13 protein-coding genes are annotated in these 17,491 nt (G+C 64.4%); 9 read left to right on the top strand and 4 right to left on the bottom strand.

What is annotated here, in order from left to right:
* Positions 1-166 precede the first annotated feature (166 nt).
* Positions 167-1,162 carry a helix-turn-helix domain-containing protein gene (locus tag FYB76_RS11180; protein ID WP_154133678.1) on the top strand — a complete coding sequence of 332 codons (996 nt, stop codon included), beginning with the start codon at positions 167-169 and terminating at the stop codon, positions 1,160-1,162.
* A gap of 284 nt (positions 1,163-1,446) precedes the next feature.
* Here FYB76_RS11180 and FYB76_RS26625 read toward each other — a convergent pair whose 3' ends face one another.
* Positions 1,447-1,623 carry a hypothetical protein gene (locus FYB76_RS26625; protein WP_195724617.1) on the bottom strand — a complete coding sequence of 59 codons (177 nt, stop codon included), beginning with the start codon at positions 1,621-1,623 and terminating at the stop codon, positions 1,447-1,449.
* Positions 1,624-1,859: 236 nt separating this feature from the next.
* Here FYB76_RS26625 and FYB76_RS11175 point away from each other — a divergent pair, with 236 nt between their 5' ends.
* The 4 genes from FYB76_RS11175 to FYB76_RS11160 all read left to right on the top strand — a co-directional run bounded on the left by FYB76_RS11175 (position 1,860) and on the right by FYB76_RS11160 (position 8,455).
* Entirely contained in the window at positions 1,860-3,221 is a 1,362-nt protein-coding gene (locus FYB76_RS11175; RefSeq protein ID WP_088753437.1) for a DUF1329 domain-containing protein, read from the top strand.
* A gap of 40 nt (positions 3,222-3,261) precedes the next feature.
* Positions 3,262-4,953, top strand: coding sequence for a DUF1302 domain-containing protein (locus FYB76_RS11170; RefSeq protein ID WP_154133677.1), 1,692 nt, complete (start codon positions 3,262-3,264; stop codon positions 4,951-4,953).
* Between the two features lie 114 nt (positions 4,954-5,067).
* Positions 5,068-7,437 carry an RND family transporter gene (locus FYB76_RS11165; protein WP_154133676.1) on the top strand — a complete coding sequence of 790 codons (2,370 nt, stop codon included), beginning with the start codon at positions 5,068-5,070 and terminating at the stop codon, positions 7,435-7,437.
* A 22-nt stretch (positions 7,438-7,459) separates the two neighbouring features.
* Positions 7,460-8,455: a YCF48-related protein gene (locus FYB76_RS11160; protein WP_154133675.1), complete on the top strand. Its 996-nt coding sequence runs from the start codon at positions 7,460-7,462 to the stop codon at positions 8,453-8,455.
* A 91-nt stretch (positions 8,456-8,546) separates the two neighbouring features.
* On the opposite strand, the gene FYB76_RS11155 is transcribed toward FYB76_RS11160, so the two are convergent.
* The 3 genes from FYB76_RS11155 to FYB76_RS11145 form a co-directional block, all read right to left on the bottom strand.
* Positions 8,547-9,977, bottom strand: coding sequence for an aldehyde dehydrogenase family protein (locus FYB76_RS11155; RefSeq protein ID WP_154133674.1), 1,431 nt, complete (start codon positions 9,975-9,977; stop codon positions 8,547-8,549).
* A 69-nt stretch (positions 9,978-10,046) separates the two neighbouring features.
* Positions 10,047-12,338, bottom strand: a complete 2,292-nt coding sequence (gene tynA, locus FYB76_RS11150; protein WP_154133673.1) for a primary-amine oxidase — start codon at positions 12,336-12,338, stop codon at positions 10,047-10,049.
* Between the two features lie 243 nt (positions 12,339-12,581).
* Positions 12,582-13,703 carry a porin gene (locus FYB76_RS11145; protein ID WP_154133672.1) on the bottom strand — a complete coding sequence of 374 codons (1,122 nt, stop codon included), beginning with the start codon at positions 13,701-13,703 and terminating at the stop codon, positions 12,582-12,584.
* A 292-nt stretch (positions 13,704-13,995) separates the two neighbouring features.
* Between FYB76_RS11145 and FYB76_RS11140 the strand changes: the two genes are divergently transcribed.
* The 4 genes from FYB76_RS11140 to FYB76_RS11125 are packed head-to-tail and all read left to right on the top strand — an operon-like array spanning position 13,996 to position 17,469.
* Complete coding sequence (locus FYB76_RS11140; RefSeq protein ID WP_088753429.1) at positions 13,996-15,129, top strand: ABC transporter permease; 1,134 nt, start codon at positions 13,996-13,998, stop codon at positions 15,127-15,129.
* Positions 15,123-15,953 (top strand): ABC transporter ATP-binding protein, encoded by an 831-nt coding sequence (locus FYB76_RS11135; protein ID WP_154133671.1) that lies wholly within the window; start codon positions 15,123-15,125, stop codon positions 15,951-15,953. Before FYB76_RS11140 ends, FYB76_RS11135 begins: the two co-directional genes overlap by 7 nt.
* Positions 15,953-16,870: an MlaD family protein gene (locus FYB76_RS11130; protein ID WP_154133670.1), complete on the top strand. Its 918-nt coding sequence runs from the start codon at positions 15,953-15,955 to the stop codon at positions 16,868-16,870. The genes FYB76_RS11135 and FYB76_RS11130 overlap by 1 nt, the downstream gene beginning before the upstream one ends.
* Entirely contained in the window at positions 16,867-17,469 is a 603-nt protein-coding gene (locus FYB76_RS11125; RefSeq protein ID WP_088753426.1) for an ABC-type transport auxiliary lipoprotein family protein, read from the top strand. The genes FYB76_RS11130 and FYB76_RS11125 overlap by 4 nt, the downstream gene beginning before the upstream one ends.
* The last annotated feature ends 22 nt before the right edge of the window (positions 17,470-17,491 follow it).

Below are 17,491 nucleotides of genomic sequence, written 5' to 3'. Positions count from 1 at the left end.
CGAAGGTGCTCCGAGACAACGGAGACGGAGAACCATCCTGCCTGCCCCTTACCGCCTGCGTACCTGGTCTGCGGCGTCGGTGCGCGTACGGCTTGCCGTTTCCGGCTGTTTGACCGGCTGGTGCGGAATTTGCATTGGCTGACCCAAAACAACAGGAGCCCGCGCCATGCATTCCGATCATTTTTCCGTCCATGCCGAACAGTTTTCGGACGTGGATGAACAAGCCAGCACGCTCGCCGGATGGGAGCAGGAGTACCAGCAACTGGGCAGTGGCCGCTTCGTCGGCGCGCTGGCCATCGTGGAAACCGACGAGTTCTGCTTCATCCGAGAGAGTACCAACACGGCCCTGCACGAACGCATCGTGCCGCCGCCCGAGCAGATGGTCATCGGCATCTGCAACACCCAGGCGCAGGGCCACCTGCTCAACGGCCGGCCGCTCACGCAAGACCAGCTGATCGTGCTCGATGGCAGCCGGCCGCATCATATCCGCACCACCGGACCCATCGAATTGCTGGGCATCTCGGTGCCGCGCGAGCTGTTCCTGTCGCAGCTGCACGAGCAGGATGAAGCCAGCGTGCGCAAATGGCTGGACCTGTCGGTGCTGCAGCTCGATGCGGCCACGGCGGGCATGCTGCGGCACTACTTCTCGGTCGCCTTCGATCTGCTCAACACGCCGGCGGGCGCGGCCGCGCGCCCGATCAGCCCGCGTGCGCTGGCCTCCACCGCCATCAGCAACGTGGCACTGGCGCTGTCGCTGAACCAGGGCAGCCACGAACTGGAATCGACGCTGCCCTCGCGCCAGCGCCGCGAGCGCATCGTGCAAAACGCCATCGACTACATGCGTGCGCATGCGGGTGAAGAGATCGGCATCCTCGATGTCTGCCGCGCCACCCACGTGAGCCGCCGCACGCTCCAATACTGCTTCGAGGAAAGGCTAGACATCTCGCCGCTGCAATACCTCAAGGCACTGCGGCTCAACGCCGCCCACCGCGAGATCAAGCGCCGGGGCAGCGAGGATCGCGCCCATGATCGCCATGACACCATCGGCAACCTGGCCGCGCTGTGCGGCTTCAACCATCCCAGCCGCTTTGCCTCGGAATACAAGAAGATGTTCGGCGTCCTGCCTTCCGAAACAGCGTTGAAAACTGCCGCGCAATCCTGAGTTTCACCATGCGGGCCGCATTGGTAACGTCCGTTACCATCTGCGGCCCGCAACCATCACTGGGCAATTTTGGGGCAAAGGCATAGCCGTTTTTGGCAAAGCTGCCCTGTCTTGGTCCGCCATCTCATTCGTCCTCCCTCCCCTGCACCCCTGGCGCGCATGGCAATGTGCGCGCTTACCAAAAACGCCTCGTACCAAATACGAGCTTTTCTCCTCACAAAGCCGACCAATCGGTTGATTTATCTCGTTTACGGCAATAATCCCTTTATTGTCACAGGTCAATCTCACAAGAGGGGAACAATCCCTGCATTCCTTCTACAGCGCATGACCCTGCCCGTCCAAACCAGCACCGCCGGCCGGAAAGTCCTTTTCTGATTGGCGTTCAGCGGATCCGCTTCATTTTGGACCATCCCTTTCTGGCCGCGAGCCAGAAAATTGCTAAAAGCGGCTAACAGTTGCATGGGCGCCCCTTCTACATTCTCCCTCGTCCACTGCTCCCTAAAAAAACCCTGTCCAGGACAACGCCATAAGCGAGTCAAATTCCCGTTCCGTCAGTCATTTGTCAGGAACGGCCCCGAGCCCGACCGGGTTGCGGCGACAGGAAAGGCCTCCACGCCTCGGGAACGGTCACCCATCCGGAACGCGCGGCAGCGCGTCCGGCCAATGCACATCAGCATCACCACAAGGGAGAAGAGCAATGAAGGTCATCCACATGAGCGCCATCGCCCTGGCGCTGGCCGCCACCTTCGCGCAGGCCGCCACGCCCGCGGACCTGGGCGGCAGCCTCACGCCGCTGGGCGGCGAGAAAGCCGGCGGCAACGGCGTGCCGGACTGGAAGGAAGACAACGTGGTCCTGCCCGGCTGGTCCTACGGCAAGCTGCGCCGCGATTTCTTCAAGTACAAGGACGAGAAGAAGACCGACACCATCGATGCCGCCAACGTCGACAAGTACGCCAGCAAGCTCACTGCCGGCCAGGTCGCCCTGATCAAGCAGATCAAGGGTTACAAGATGGATGTCTATCCCAGCCATCGTTACTGCAGCGCTCCCGATTTCGTGGTGGAGAACACCAAAAAGAACACCAGCGCCAAGCTCGGTGCCGACGGCTGGAGCCTGGCCGAGGCGGTAGTGCCGGGCATTCCCTTCCCGGTGCCCAAGACCGGCGAAGAGGTCATGTACAACAGCAAGATGCGCTATCGCGGCGTGGCCCTGGAATGGAAATCCACCATCACCGCCGTCTCGCCGCGCAAGGGCAGCAGCGAATGGATCAAGGCCGGTTCGCAGCAGACCATGTTCTTCCCCTGGGCTGCCAAGGGCAGCGTGAACCTGTCGACCCTGCCGCCGGTGGAGTACTACACCTATTTCGCCTACAACTCGCCCACGGCGCTGGCCGGCCAGGCGCTGTCGCTGACCACCTTCCTCAACCAGGCCGGCGGCGAAACCTTCTACTACTTCCCCGGCCAGCGCCGCGTGCGCCGCATGCCCTCCTATGCCTACGACTCTCCGCAGATCGGCATGGAAAACCAGTACACCCTGGATGAGCCCATGGTCTTCAACGGCACCATCGACCGCTTCGACTGGAAGCTGGTGGGCAAGAAGGAAATCTACGTTCCCTACGGCAGTTTCGGCGCCACCGACTTCAAGGCCAAGTTCGAGGACGTGGCCGGTGACGACTACATCGCCGAGAACGCCCGCCGCTATGAGCTGCACCGCGTGTGGGTGGTGGAAGCCACCGTCAAGGCCGGCGTGCGCCACCTCGCGCCCAAGCGCACTTTCTATGTCGACGAAGACAGCTGGAACCTGGTCGCCGCCGATGACTACGACGCCCAGGGCAAGCTGTGGAAGCACCGCGAAGCCTACGTGATCCCGGTCTACGAGACCGGCAGCTGCGACCAGGCCGGCTTCGCGCAATACAACCTGGCCGAGGGCCGCTACGTGTTCGACCTGCACTCGGCCGGCACCGGCCGCGACATGGCCTGGGAAGTCGATGGCAAGGGCAATCCACGTACCAAGGCCAGCTTCTACAGCGCCGACAACCTGCGTGCCATCAGCGATCGCTGAGCGGTCCTGACACCGCATCAGCAACGGGAGAGGAACAATAATGAAACATCATCTGCAAACCAGGGTCATCGCACTGGCCGCCGCCACGCTGTGCAGCGGGGCCGCACAGGCCATCACCTTCGAGGGCGAGACGGTCTCCGGCAACTTCGATTCCACGGTCTCGCTGGGTGTGGGCGTGCGCGCCGGCAAGCAGGCCTGCGGGCTGGTCATCGGCAGCAGCGGCGGCAATGCTGCCGCCGCCACTGGCCCAAGTGCACCGGCTGGCTGTACCGATGCGCTGTCCTCGCTCAATGACCAGGGCGACCTGAACTACAACCGGGGCGACCGCTTCACCACCTACCTCAAAGGGACCCATGAGCTATTGCTCAACATGCCGGAAGACGTGAAATTCCTGGGGCGGGTAAGCTGGCTGCGCGATTTCTCATCGACCCGCACCACCGGCAACATCAGCGGGGCCAACACGACTGGCAACGCGCTGTCCAACGACGCCAGCAACGAGCTGCACACCAAGATCCGCCTGCTGGACCTGTGGGTCAGCAAGTCCTTCGACCTGGGTGAAGAACGCGCCCGCATCCGCGTCGGCAACCAGGTGGTGAACTGGGGCGAGAGCCTGTTCATCGCCGGGGGCATCAACCAGACCAACGCCATCGACATCATGCGCCTGTCCAATCCGGGCACGCAGTTGAAGGAGGCCATCCTGCCCGCGCCCATGGTCAACTTCGCCACTGGCCTGGGCCGTGGCTTCTCGGTGGAGACCTACTTGCAGCAAGGCTGGGAGAGCAACTATTTCCCGCCGGTGGGCAGCTACTGGTCCACCGCCACGGTGGGCATCGGCGCCGATGCACTGGGCGTGCCGACCACCAACCGACCGCGCTCCACCGGCCAGTACGGCGTGGCGCTGCGTTATACGCCACCAGGGAAGGACGTGAACTTTGGCCTGTACGTGATGAACTACCACGACAAGTCGCCCGTGCTGTCGACGGCCAACACCACCAGCGGGCTGGGCTATTCCTACCTGGAAGACCGCAAGATGGTCGGCCTGTCGGCCAACTTCCCGCTGGGCAACTGGGCCATCGGCACCGAGCTGTCGTACCGGCCCAAGGATGCGGTCTCGCTCAACGGCTCGGTACAGAACGCCAATGGCGGACTGTGCCAGACCAATGGCAAGTGCTACATCGAGACCGAGAAATACCAGTTGGCCGTCACCGGCATGCTCAGCCTCACCCCCAGCGAGCACGGTGCCGTCCTCAAGACCCTGGGTGCCGATACCGCCACGCTGATGGTCGAAGCGGTGGCCATCAAGTATCCCAACCTGAAGAATGCCTATGGCGGCATCCCCGTGGCTGCAGGGCTGTGGGGCTGGGGCTATGACACCACGGCCAATGCCAGCAATACGCTGGCCAATGGCGGCAATACCGCCGGCGTGGGCAGCGCTACTTCATATGGCTACAACTTCGACTTCAGCTGGGTCTACGATGGTTCGGTGATCCCGGGCTGGCAGGTCATCCCCGAGGTCTACTTCTTCCATGCCGTGAAGGGCCGCACGCCCAATGCCACGGCGACCTTCATGCAAGGCGCCAAGATGGCCAACTTCACCGTGACCTTCACGCAGAACCCGGCCAAATGGCAGGTGGCGCTGAACCTGGCCAAGTTCTGGGGCGGGGCCAGCGTGCTGGATCAACCGCTGCGTGACCGCAGCTTCTATGGCATGACCATCAGCCGCAACTTCTGAGGCAGCGCGCCCGCGGCCTCCACGCTCCGGGCGCGTCGTCCTGTTGCCGCGTATTTCCTTGTGCCGCCTGCGGGCGGCCAGCGTTTTTGAACTCCGACCCGAGACCACCGCACCATGGCCAACGCCCCTTCCCTGTTCAGCCTGGATAGACTCGAAGCCAGCCTGTTCCGCCTGCGCATCCCCATCCTGGCCCTGCTGCTGGCTTTTACCGCCGTGCTGTCGTATTTCGCGCTGCAATTGCGCATGGACGCCGGCTTTGAAAAACAGATGCCGACGCATCACGAATACATCGATACCTTCAAGCAGTACCGCGATGACGTGCTCGGCGCCAATCGCCTCAACATCGTGCTGCGTGCACGCAAGGGCAGCATCTGGACCCAGGAGGGACTGACCCGCCTGTCCGAGATGACGCAGGCCGTCATGTTCCTGCCCAACATCAGCCGGCTCGGCGTGCAATCGCTGTGGACGCCCAACACCTTCGTCAATGAGATCACCGAGGAAGGCTTCCGCGCCGACCCGGTCATCCCCGGCACCGTGATCCCCTCGGCGCTCACGCCGGAGACCATCGCGCAGATCCGCAACACGGCCGTCAATGGCGGCTTCGTCGGCACCCTCATCTCGCGCAACCAGGACAGCGCCATGATCGTGGCCGAGATCAACGAGTTCGATGCCAAGGGCGACAAGGTCGACTACCTGGCCTACAACAAGCTGCTCAACGACCTGCGCGCGAAATACGAGAACGCCGACTTCGAAGTGCAGATCATCGGCTTTGCCAAGCAGATCGGCGACGTGGCCGATGGGGCCGAGGGTGTCCTGAAGTTCTGCGCCATGGCCCTGCTGCTGACCACCATCGCGGTCTACTGGTATTGCCGCTCGCTGCCGTTCACACTGCTGCCGGTGGCCTGTTCGCTGGTGTCGCTGGTGTGGCAGTTCGGCACCCTGCGCCTGCTCGGTTACGGGCTCGATCCGCTGGCGGTGCTGGTGCCCTTCCTGGTGTTTGCCATTGGCGTCTCGCACGGCGTGCAGCAGATCAATACCATCGTGCGCGGCATCGCCAGCGGCCAGTCCTGCGAAGCGGCGGCCCGCGCCAGTTTCAAGGGCCTGCTCATTCCGGGCGTCCTGGCGCTGGTGACGGCGCTGGTGTCCTTCGTCACCCTGGTGATGATCCCCATTCCCATGGTGCGCGAGCTGGCCATCACGGCCTCCATCGGCGTGGGCTACAAGATCATCACCAACCTGGTCATGCTGCCGCTGGCGGCCTCGCTGCTGAAGGTCGGCAAAACCTACGCCGACAGCGCCATGCGCGCCCAGCAGGCCAGGGGCCGCTGGCTGGCCGTGCTGTCGCGCTCGGCACAGCCGCGCGTGGCCCGCAGCATCGTGGTCGTCACGCTGCTGGTGCTGACCGGTTCGGCCTGGTACAGCCATGACCGCCTGGTCGGCACGCTGCAGCCGGGCGCACCGGAACTGCATGCCGATGCACGCTACAACCGCGATGCCCGCTGGATCGCGGACAACTACGGCAACGGGTTGGACTGGCTCACGGTGATCCTCTCGACGCCCTCCAATTCTTGCGATAACGTCAACTTCGGACGTTACCAGGACCAGTTCGATACGGTCATGCGGCATGTGCCGGGCGTGCTCTCGGTCAGCTCCTTCGCGGACCAGATGAAGATCTACAACGAAGGCTACAACGAGGGCAATCCGGCCATGTTCACGGTACCGCTGGATGCCGCCAACTACGCCGCGCTGGCAGTCGAGATCGGGCGTGTACGCGGTTTCCTCTCCAAGGATTGCAACATGCTGGCCAGCCACCTGTTCCTGGCCGATCACAAGGCTGCCACCATCAATGGCGTGATCCAGGCGGTGAAGTCCTATCGCGACCAGCACAAGCTGGCCGGGCTGGAAATCCGCCTGGCCGCCGGCAACGCGGGCGTGATCGCTGCCGTCAACGACGAAGTGGAAAAATCCGAGCTGCCCATGATGCTCTACGTCTATGGGGCCATCGTGCTGCTGGTGTTTGTGGTCTATCGCGACTGGCGCGCCATCATCGCCTGCTGCCTGCCGCTGACGGTGGCCACCTTCATCGGCTATGCCTTCATGAAGCAACTGCAGATCGGCCTGACGGTGGCCACCTTGCCGGTGATGGTGCTGGCCGTGGGGATCGGCGTGGACTATGCCTTCTACATCTACAACCGCCTGCAACTGCATCTGGCCGCTGGCCTGCCCATTGAACAGGCACTGCACAATGCGATCCAGGAAGTGGGCATCGCCACCATCTTCACCGCCATCACGCTGGCCATCGGCGTGGCAACGTGGTCCTTCTCCGACCTCAAGTTCCAGGCCGACATGGGCAAGCTGCTGGCCTTCATGTTCCTGGTCAACCTGGTCATGGCGATGACTGCCCTGCCCGCATTCGCGGTGGTGTTGGAGAAGATGTTCCCGCGCAAGTCGCCCATCAAGCTCAACAGCGCCCTGGCGCACTGATTACCGATCGCAAGGACGAGTCATGATTTCTTTCCGCAAACATTCCTTGGCGCTCGCGCTGGCCCTGTTCGCCGGTAGCGTCTCCCATGGCGCATTCGCGCAGGCCGGCGCGCCAGTCACGCTGTCACCGGCGCGCGCCGATGCGCATGCCCTGCACAACATGATGCTGGGCGCTGCGCGTGCTGGCAGCCGCATCGTGGCCGTGGGCGCCTATGGCTACATCATCCTCTCCGACGATGGCGGTGCCAGCTATCGCCAGGCGGACAAGGTACCGGTCGATACCACGCTGACCTCGGTCAGCTTCGCCGGCCCCGAACAAGGCTGGGCCGCCGGACACGGTGGCGTGATCCTGCATACCGCCGATGGCGGCAAGAGTTGGGCCCTGCAGCGCAGTGATACCAGCGTCGACCAGCCACTGTTCTCGATCTGGTTTGCCAATGCCAATGAAGGCTGGGCAGCGGGCCTGTGGTCGCTGCTGCTGCATACGCGCGATGGCGGCAAGAGCTGGCAGCAGGTCAAACTGCCCACGGCACCCGGCCAGCAGCGCGGCGACCTGAACCTGCTGCACATCTTCCCCGGCCGTGATGGCGCGCTGTTCGTCTCGGCCGAGCAAGGCGTGCTGTATCGCTCGCACGATGGTGGCCAGCACTGGGAAGCGCTGGCCACGGGCAGCAAGGCATCACTGTGGAGCGGCGTGGTCACTGCCTCCGGGGCCATCATCGTTGGTGGCCTGGGCGGCAAGCTGCTGCGCAGCGAGGATGGCGGGCAGCATTGGCAATCCTTGGCCTCCCCTACCAGCGGCTCCATCACGGCCCTGCGCAGCGAAGGCAACCAGGTCATGGCAAGCTCGCTCTCCGGTGCCCTGCTGGTGAGCGAGGACGACGGGCGGCAATGGCGCGTCAAGGCGGTGGCTCGCGATGCGCTGACCACGCTGGAATTGCAGGATGGGCGTGCCGAGCGGCCTCTCGCTTATGGCAAGGGCGGGCAGGCCAAACTGGAAGCGAGCGCGACGCGCTGATCTTTCCATCCCGGGCATGCAGCCATCACTTCGCGCCCGACACAAAAAAAAGGATATCCGCGGATATCCTTTTTTATACAAAACCGTACGGTTATTTCTTCAGGCTGATCACCTGCGGCTGCGTCACGCCCTTCAATCCCTCCTGCCCGAACTCCAGCCCCCAACCCGAGCGCTTGTTGCCGCCGAAAGGCACCATCGGATGAACCATGCCGTGCTGGTTCACCCATACCGTCCCGGCCTGCAGGCGCATGGCGACTTCAGCTGCACGCTGCGTGTCATTGCTCCACACCGACGCACCCAGGCCCACATCAAGCCGGTTGGCATTGGCAATGGCCTGCTCAAGATCGGCATAGCGAATGATGGGCAGCACCGGGCCGAACTGTTCCTCGTCCACCAGGCGCGCCCCATCGCGGATATCGGTCACCAGCGTGAGCGGATAAAAATTGCCCGGGCCTTCCGGCAGCTCGCCGCCGCAGACGATGGTGGCCCCCTCTGCACGGGCACTGTCCACCAGCGCCGCCACCTTCTTCAATTGCATGGGATTCTGCACCGGCCCCATGGCGATGCCGGGCTGCAAGCCGTCGCCCATCGGGGTGGCCGCAATGATGGCCTTGAGCTCGGCCACGATCTGGTCATGCAGCGCATCGGGCACGTAGAGCCGCTTGGCACAGGCGCAGGTCTGCCCCATGTTGAGGAAAGCGCCCCAGAACAGGCCCGGTGCAATCGCCTTGGGATCCGCATCCTCCAGCACGATGGCCGCATCATTGCCGCCCAGTTCCATGGTGGTCGGCGTGAGGTTGCGCGCGGCCGCCGCGACGATGCGTGCTCCGGTCGCACCGGAGCCGGTGAACATGATCTTGTTGACGTCCGCATCCTCCACCAGCAGGGCACCCACGCTGCCATCGCCGCTGACGGTATTGAGCACACCGGGCGGCAGTGCTTCGGCAATCACGCGCGCCAGTTCCAGGCCGCAGACGCTGGTGTATTCGGAGGGCTTGAGCACCACCGTATTGCCGGTGTAGAGCGCCGGGATGATCTGCCAGATGGAAATCATCAGCGGCCAGTTCCAGGGTGCGATGGCGGCGATGACGCCATAGGGCTTGCGATGCAGTTCGTCGCGCCGGGTCTCGTCCTCGAACACCACTTCCGGGGCCAGTTCAAGGCTCGCAGTGGCACGCGTCCAGGCTTCGCAGCCCCACAGCTCGAAGCGCGAGCCCGGCACCTGGCCAGGGCCGACGCCACCCAATGGACGGCCTTGTTCCTGTGTCACCAGCGTGGCCAGCCGTTCGGCATGGGCGGCGATGGCATCGGCCACGCGCTGCAGGTGCTCGCGCCGCTGCACCAGTGACAATGCGGCCCAGCCGGGCTGCGCCTGGCGCGCGGCGGCCACCGCCGCGGCTACCTCGATGGCATCGGATTGCGGGAAGCGGCCCATGACCTGGCCGTTGGCGGGATTGTACGAATCGAGCAGGCGGCTGCCCGTGCGCAGCTGGCCGCCTATGATGTTCGATGCAATATGCATGGAGTCTCCTTGTGAAAAAAGACCGTCGGCCCGAAGCAGACGGTCAAGCTTTGCCGGCTTGGGGAAGCCTTATTTCTTCTTGTTCAGGCCGAGGGTGGGCGTCTCGTCGAAGAAGTTCCAGGGCTTCAACAGGACGTGCACCCATTCGGTGGGCATGATGGGCCACTCTTCGGCACGCGCCACGTGGGTGGTGCCGGTGGTCAGCCAGACCACATCGTCCTGGTTGACGATGGACTGGTTGTCCTTGGTGAAGGCGCCCAGGCCGGTGTCTTCATGGGAGCGGTTCGGATACTTGCCTTCCGGGAAGCGCTGCTGCGGGTCATAGCGGGTCACCCACAGTTGGCGGTCCATGAAACTCAGGCGCTTGTTGAGCCATTCATCCGGCGAGAAGTTGGCGCCCTTGGCAATCGGGTGCGTACCGCCCGCGTAGGGGATCAGCTGGTAAGACACGGGATTGCCGACCTTGTTGAACTTGTTCGGGTTGCTCAGCAGGCGGATGGTCGAGGCATCGAATTTCTGCGCCGCCTGCTGCTCGGTATCGGCCGTGCGCTGTACGGTCTGCATGGTGCTGCCGCGCGGGCCGCTCCGGGTGTTGGGCAAGACTACCGGATCGACTTCGGTCAGCGAATTGCTTTCCCCATCGATATCCAGGTCGAGACGGAAGTTGTAGATATGCTGGTGCGTGGTGCCGACGATGTTGTGATCGATCAGCGTGCCGTAGCGGGTATCCTCGGCCGCGCTGGCGTCACGCATGGTCGAGGACTTCACGCCCTTGACCGCCTCGATGCCGGTGGCGCCGGCATTGATGCCGATGGTGCCATTCTCGGCAAAGACCCAGTCGAAGATGTAGTCATAGTTGCCGACCGTGCTGATCCAGCGGATCACCAGCTCGCGCCGCTCCACCGACAGATTGGGCTGGCCGTATTCCTGGTGCTTGAATTCCGGACCGGCATAGCGTTCGAAGACGCCGATGGCGCGCGGGATGGTACGCGGCTTGCCACTGGTGTCGGCCAGGGTGGCATCAAGCAGCACCACATTGTCGGGTGCATCCTTGCCGCGCTCGATGGGCGAAGTCAGGGTGCCCATGCCGTATTCGCCCGAATCCAGGTAGGCCTTGAAATACCAGCCCACGTCCGGATCACCATAGGGCACGATCATGCCGCCCAGCGAACCCTCATACATGATCTGGCGCTTCTTGCCGTGGTCGTTGTAGGTGACGGTCGAGAACATCAGGCCCACGCGCGAATCCAGCTTGAAATGCATCTCCCAGTTGCGCCAGCGCAGGGTATTGCCGGTGATGGTGTAGTTCTTGCCCTCGGGCTCGCTGATGTCCAGCGGCTTGGGCGGCGGGACCAGTGCGCGGCCGCTGCCGTCGTAGCCGGTCGGCTTCATCGGCACCGGGATGACGCCGTTGTCTTCGATCTTGATGACCTTCTTCTGCACCAGGTCGACCACCGCCACCAGGTTCTCGATGGGGTGCGCCCAGTAATTGCCGTCGCCCACATCCAGGTAGCTGACCACCTTGAGCAGGCGGGCATCTTCCTGCAGGGCATCCTTGCCGCCGAAGTAGCCCACGGTCAGCGGAGTGGCTACCACCTTCTTGATATCGGTGATGCCGCGCTTGGCCAGCGCCTGGGCGTAGTCGGTGCTGGTCTCCATGGCATTCTGGACGGTGGCGAAATCATCCACCAGCACCATGCCGTGCACCCCGGCCTTGGGCTCCCAGCGGGTCACGCTGCGCTGGCCCAGGTCCACCGTGCCTTCGATGACCTGGCTGCCATCGAGCAAGGTGAAATCGGCGCGCCGCGCAAAGGCCAGGCCGCGTTCGCCGAGGGCGAATTTCCAGACCTGCTCCTTGGGCGCTTCGGCCACCGTGATTTCGGTAAAGCGATAGGACGGCTGCCAGCGGCCGCTGGCCTTCAAGACGTCCAGCGTGGCATTGATCTCATCGGCGCTGAGCGGATTGAGCGGATGCGGTACTGATTCGATCTGGAAAGTCTTGTCCAGGCTGGGCGCAAAGACGGTGTTGATGAATTCATCCGAGACATAGGGCTGCCCGTTCTTCATCACCAGCGGCACCGGCAGTTTGACCGGCTGGCCGTTGACCAGCGCGGTCGCGGCACGCGGCTTGACGCGCACGGTCACGCTGTTGCGCTGAATGGTCCACAGGCCGGCATAGGCATCCCAGCGCACGGTAGCGCCGAAATCCTCCAGGGTCTTCTTGAGCGGCAGCATGTGCGCGGCCGCACCATGGGCGGCCGCCGGCAACGGCGCCAGCAAGGCAGTGGCCAGGCCGGCTGCGGAGAGCGTGGTCAGGAGCGCCTGGTGCAGCAGGCGCAAACGGAAACGAGTGGAGGTCATGGTCGGGACGTGTCGGTGTGGAACGGGTGTGATGGATTATTGCGTTCCCGTTGCGCACCGGTGTAGCCCGATTTGGCAAACCTGCGCGCTGCACGACGCGCTGGCGCTCGCGCAGCCTGCGTTCTCCTCCCGAATACGCCGTTTCCGCGCCCGTGATGGGCCCGGACCGCAGCGCTCAAAAGCAAAACAGCCCCCGCACTGCGGAGGCTGTTTTGCCATTTTCGGCTATGTTTTTCGGCGCGCTCAGAACTTGTGCCGCAGCCCGATGCGCAAGACGTTCTGGCTGCTGTCGTCGGCCGGTGCCGACGAATAGGCTGCGCTGATGACGCCGGGATTGAGCACGTCGCTGGCCGACTGGCGGCTGGCCATGGCATAGAGGTCGGTGCGCTTGCTGAAGAAGTAATCGACGCCGACATTGAACTGCGTGGTGTGCCCGCGCGTAGCGCCACCGTTGGCGCGGGACAGGTCGGCGCGGTCATGGATGACGCTGCCCAGCAGGTGCAGCTTGGCATCGAGCGCATAGTCGACACCGACATCAAAGACATTGGCGCGCGTGGCGGTGGTGATGGCCACCAGGCCGCTGGCAGCCAATGGCTGCTGGGTCGGACGACGCACCTGCGACCAGGCGGCGAACAGTTTGGCCGGCCCGGCCTGGTAGCTGGCGCCCAGGGTGAAGGTCTTCAGGTCGGTATCACCGGCACTGGAGGGCGGCGTATCGGCGGCCAGCTTGCTCTGGTAATAGGCGGCACCGATACCGGCGTTGCCGTTCTTGTAGTTGGCCCCGACCCCGAAGGCTTGTCCTGCCGACGTCTTGCCGGCGACCTCGCCGAAACCATAGAAGAGGCTACCGGTGAATCCGCCCATGTCCGCCGTATCGAAGCGCAGGGAATTGCTGGTACGCGCCCCGGTCAGGCGATCAAGGCTGTTGAAGTGGCCGGCGCGCACCCCGCCGCCACCGAAGATCTGGAAGGAGCTGTATTGCAGGCCGATTTCTTCCAGGTAATCGGTCTGGCGGCCGATGGTCAGCGTACCGAGATGGCCGCTCAGGCCGACGATCGACTTGCGGTCGAACAAGGTGCCGGGCGTGGCCATGGCGCCGTCGTCGGCGGAAAAGCCGTTTTCGAGCTGGAAGATGGCAGCCAGTCCGCCGCCCAGCTCCTCCCGGCCGCGAAAGCCGATGCGCGAGGCCATGGCATCGCCCGAATCGACACTGACGCGGCTGTTGTTGCCGGCACCGACCTTGCTGGTATAGACCAGGCTCATGTCGATGACGCCATAGACGGTGACACTGGAAGCCTGGGCCTGGGCACATTGACTGGCGTTGAGCAGTCCCAGGGCGGAAAGGGTAAAGATGAGTTTTTTCATGAGAAGCGTGCCGCACGCGGCATGGTGCAGAAAACGTCAAACCAGCCCCGGTGCTTTCTGCCGGTGGAGGGAGGAGGATGGCACTGGCCGGGTCCAGGGAGAGCACATGGTAGGAGCCGCTCCGCCCAGCGGCAATTACCTCTTGGGATAGTGCCCGCGCGGGTCATTGCGTCTGGCGCGAAGCCTGTGCCCATGCCATACTTGCCGCGGCCCGCTGACGCTTTTTGCGCAGTGGTGCGCAAGTTCGGTACACTGCCCTCTTCCAACCTTGCCCTTGCCGGCCTGACCTGATTTGAACAACGCCGCCACCTTCCGCCTCGAACCGTCCAGCCCGCCTGTGCTGCACGTGGAGGGCGACTGGACCTTGCGCAACTACCGCGCGCTGTCGCGCCAGATTGCGCAGCAGCGGCCGACGGCAGGCGATGAACTGGTGCTGACGTTTTCTGCACTGACCGCCTTCGATACCGTGGGGGCCAAGCTGCTGGTGGACTTGCTGGGCGTACCGGCGGCCTTGCGCCAGACCGGCGAAAGCAGCGACCTGCCGCACGCCTGGCGGGGCCTGCTGGCCGCCGTCGCCGAGGCCAAGGCCATCGCCATGCCCAAGGCCGCCCCGCCGCCGCAGGCCTGGATCACCGACATGCTCGAACGGGCCGGCGTGGCCACGCTCAACCTGCGCGCCTGTTCGCGCGGGCTGCTGGGTTTTGCCGGCTTGTGCCTGCAGACCCTGGCGGCGTCGTTCTGGCGCCCCTCGCGCTGGCGCTTTACGGGCGTGGTGGCCCAGGTCGAGCAGACCGGTCTGGATGCGGTACCCATCGTCTCCCTGCTCACTTTCATGGTGGGCGCCGTGGTCGCCTTCCTCGGCGCCACCGTGCTGGCCGACTTCGGGGCCAGCCTCTATACGGTGGACCTGGTGGCCTTCTCCTTCCTGCGCGAGTTCGCCGTCCTGCTGACGGCCATCCTGATGGCGGGGCGTACCGCCAGTTCATTTACGGCGCAGATCGGCTCGATGAAGGCCAACGAGGAAATCGATGCCATCCGCGCGCTCGGGCTGGACCCGATCAACCTGCTGGTCCTGCCGCGCATCATCGCGCTGCTGATCTCCATGCCCATTCTCACCTTCATCGCCATGATGTCGGGCCTCTTCGGCGGCGCCATGGTGTGTGCGCTGTCGCTGGACATCAGCCCGACCATGTTCCTCTCGCTGCTGCAGCAGGATGTGGGCATCCGCCACTTCGTGCTGGGCATGGTCAAGGCCCCGCTGTTTGCCTTCGTGATCGCCATCATCGGCTGCAATGAAGGCTTCAAGGTCAGCGGCAGCGCCCAGTCGGTGGGCCAGCACACCACCTCCAGCGTGGTGCAGTCGATCTTCGTGGTGATCCTGCTGGATGCACTGGCGGCCCTGTTCTTCATGGAGATGGGATGGTGACCCGGGTGCGCGAAGACCGCGCCACGGAGGCGATCATCGACGTGCGCGGCCTGCGCAACCAGTTCGGCCCCCAGGTGGTGCACGACCAGCTGGACCTGCAGGTACGGCGCGGTGAAATCCTGGGCGTGGTGGGTGGTTCCGGGACCGGCAAGTCGGTCCTGCTGCGCAGCATCGTCGGCTTGCAGCGTCCTGCGGCCGGACAGGTGAAGGTGTTCGGGCAGGATCTGTCCGCGCTGTCGACCGAAGCACGGTCGCAATACGAGCGGCGCTTCGGCGTACTGTTCCAGCAGGGCGCGCTGTTCTCGTCGCTGACCGTGCTGGAAAACATCGCCCTGCCCCTCACCGAATACGGCGGGCTCGATGCCGATGAGGCGCGCGGCGTCTCGGCCATGAAGCTGGCGCTGGCGGGCCTGCCCATTGCCGCCGGCGACAAATATCCGGCAGAACTCTCGGGCGGCATGATCAAGCGCGCCGCACTGGCCCGCGCGCTGGCGCTGGATCCGGACATCCTGTTTCTGGACGAACCGACTGCCGGCCTCGACCCCATCAGCGCGGCCGCCTTCGACCGCCTGATCCTGACCCTGCGCGATGCGCTGGGCCTGACCGTGTTCCTGGTCACCCATGACCTGGACACCCTCTATGCCATCTGCGACCGTGTCGCCGTGCTCTCGGCCAAGCGCGTGCTGGTGGCCGACCGCATCGAGGCCGTGGCGGCTTTCGATGATCCGTGGATACAGCAATACTTCCAGGGCCCGCGCGGACGGGCCGCCAGCCAGGCCGCACTGCGCGCCTCGGCCACCCCAACGCATCAAGGAAACGCCTAATGGAAACGCGTGCCCATCACGTCCTCATCGGACTCTTCACGATCCTGGTCGCCCTGGCGGCGCTGGTGTTCTGCCTGTGGCTGACCAAGGTCGGGCAGGACCGCGACGTCGACTACTACACGGTCATCTTCAACGAGGCGGTCAGCGGACTCTCGCGCGGTAGCCCCGTGCAGTACAGCGGCATCAAGGTGGGCGACGTGGTCGGCCTGAGCCTGGACCCGGCCGACCCGCGCAAGGTGCGCGCGCGCATCCGCGTGACCGGCAAGGCGCCCATCAAGGAAGACACCGGCGCCAAGCTGGCCCTGGCCGGCATCACCGGTACCGCACTGATCCAGCTGACCAATGGCTCGCCGCAGAGTCCGCGACTGGAATCCAAGGATGGCAATGATCCCATCATCATCGCTTCGCCCTCGCCGCTGAGCTCCTTGCTCTCCAACGGTGAAGACCTGCTCTCCAACGTCAACGAGGTGCTGCTCAATGCCAAGCAGTTCCTCGCCCCCGAGAACGCCCGGCGCCTGAACCAGACCCTGGCGCACCTGGAACAGCTGACCGACACCTTGGCCAACCAGCGCGGCAATGTCGGCACGGCAATGCAGGAACTGGCGGCCGCTGCGCGCCAGGCCAACCTGGCCATGCAGTCGGCCAACCAGCTGCTGGCCACGCGCGGCAATGACGCCATGGGCAACCTGCAGCAGGCCATGCGTTCGCTGGCAGCCAGCAGCCAGCAGATCGAGAAGCTGATCCAGCAGAACCAGGCAGCGCTCAACAACGGCGCCCAGGGGGTAGCCGAGATCGGCCCGGCCATTACCGAGCTGCGCAGTACCCTGGCCTCGGTGCGGGCCATCAGCCGCAAGCTGGAAAGCAATCCCGGCGGTTACCTGCTGGGCCAAGACAATCTCCAGGAATTCAACCCATGATGACCCCGCTCCTGCGCTCCGCCCTGGTGGCCGCCAGCCTGGCCCTGACGGCGTGTTCCATCCTGCCCAAGGCTGATCCGCTGGCGGTCTATCGGCTGCCGCCGCTGGCTTCCGCCGCCGCCCCTGTCTCCGCCAGCCCTTACCGTGCACTGCGCATCGCCACGCCGACGGCCAGCCGCAGCATCGACAGCGAACGCATCCTGGTGCTGCCCGAAGGCGACGTGGTCAAGTCCTATGCCGGCGTGCGCTGGAGCGACCCGGCGCCGCAACTGCTGCGCGACCGCTTGCTGGACGCCTTCCAGGCCGATGGACGTTTTCCCCGCCTGTCCGGCGACAACGCCAACATCGCCGCCGAGGTGGAACTCAATGGAGCGCTGCTGGCCTTCCAGACTGAATATCGCAACGGCCAGCCCAAGGTGGTGATCGTCTACGAGGCCCGCCTGGTCGACACCTCCACCCGCCAGCAACTGGCCGCGCGCCGCTTTGCGGTGGTCGAACCGGTGGCCGGCAGCAAGGTACCGGAAGTGGTCAGCGCCTTTGGCAGCGCCTCGGCGCGCCTGGCGGGCGACGTCGTGGCGTGGGCCGCCACGGTGCGATGAACGAATTTCCCCGGCGCGCCAT

Source organism: Herbaspirillum sp. CAH-3, from assembly GCF_009668275.1.
Lineage (GTDB): Bacteria > Pseudomonadota > Gammaproteobacteria > Burkholderiales > Burkholderiaceae_D > Herbaspirillum > Herbaspirillum aquaticum.
Note: the sequence above shows the minus strand (reverse complement) of the source record. Positions and strands in the feature narration are given on the sequence as shown.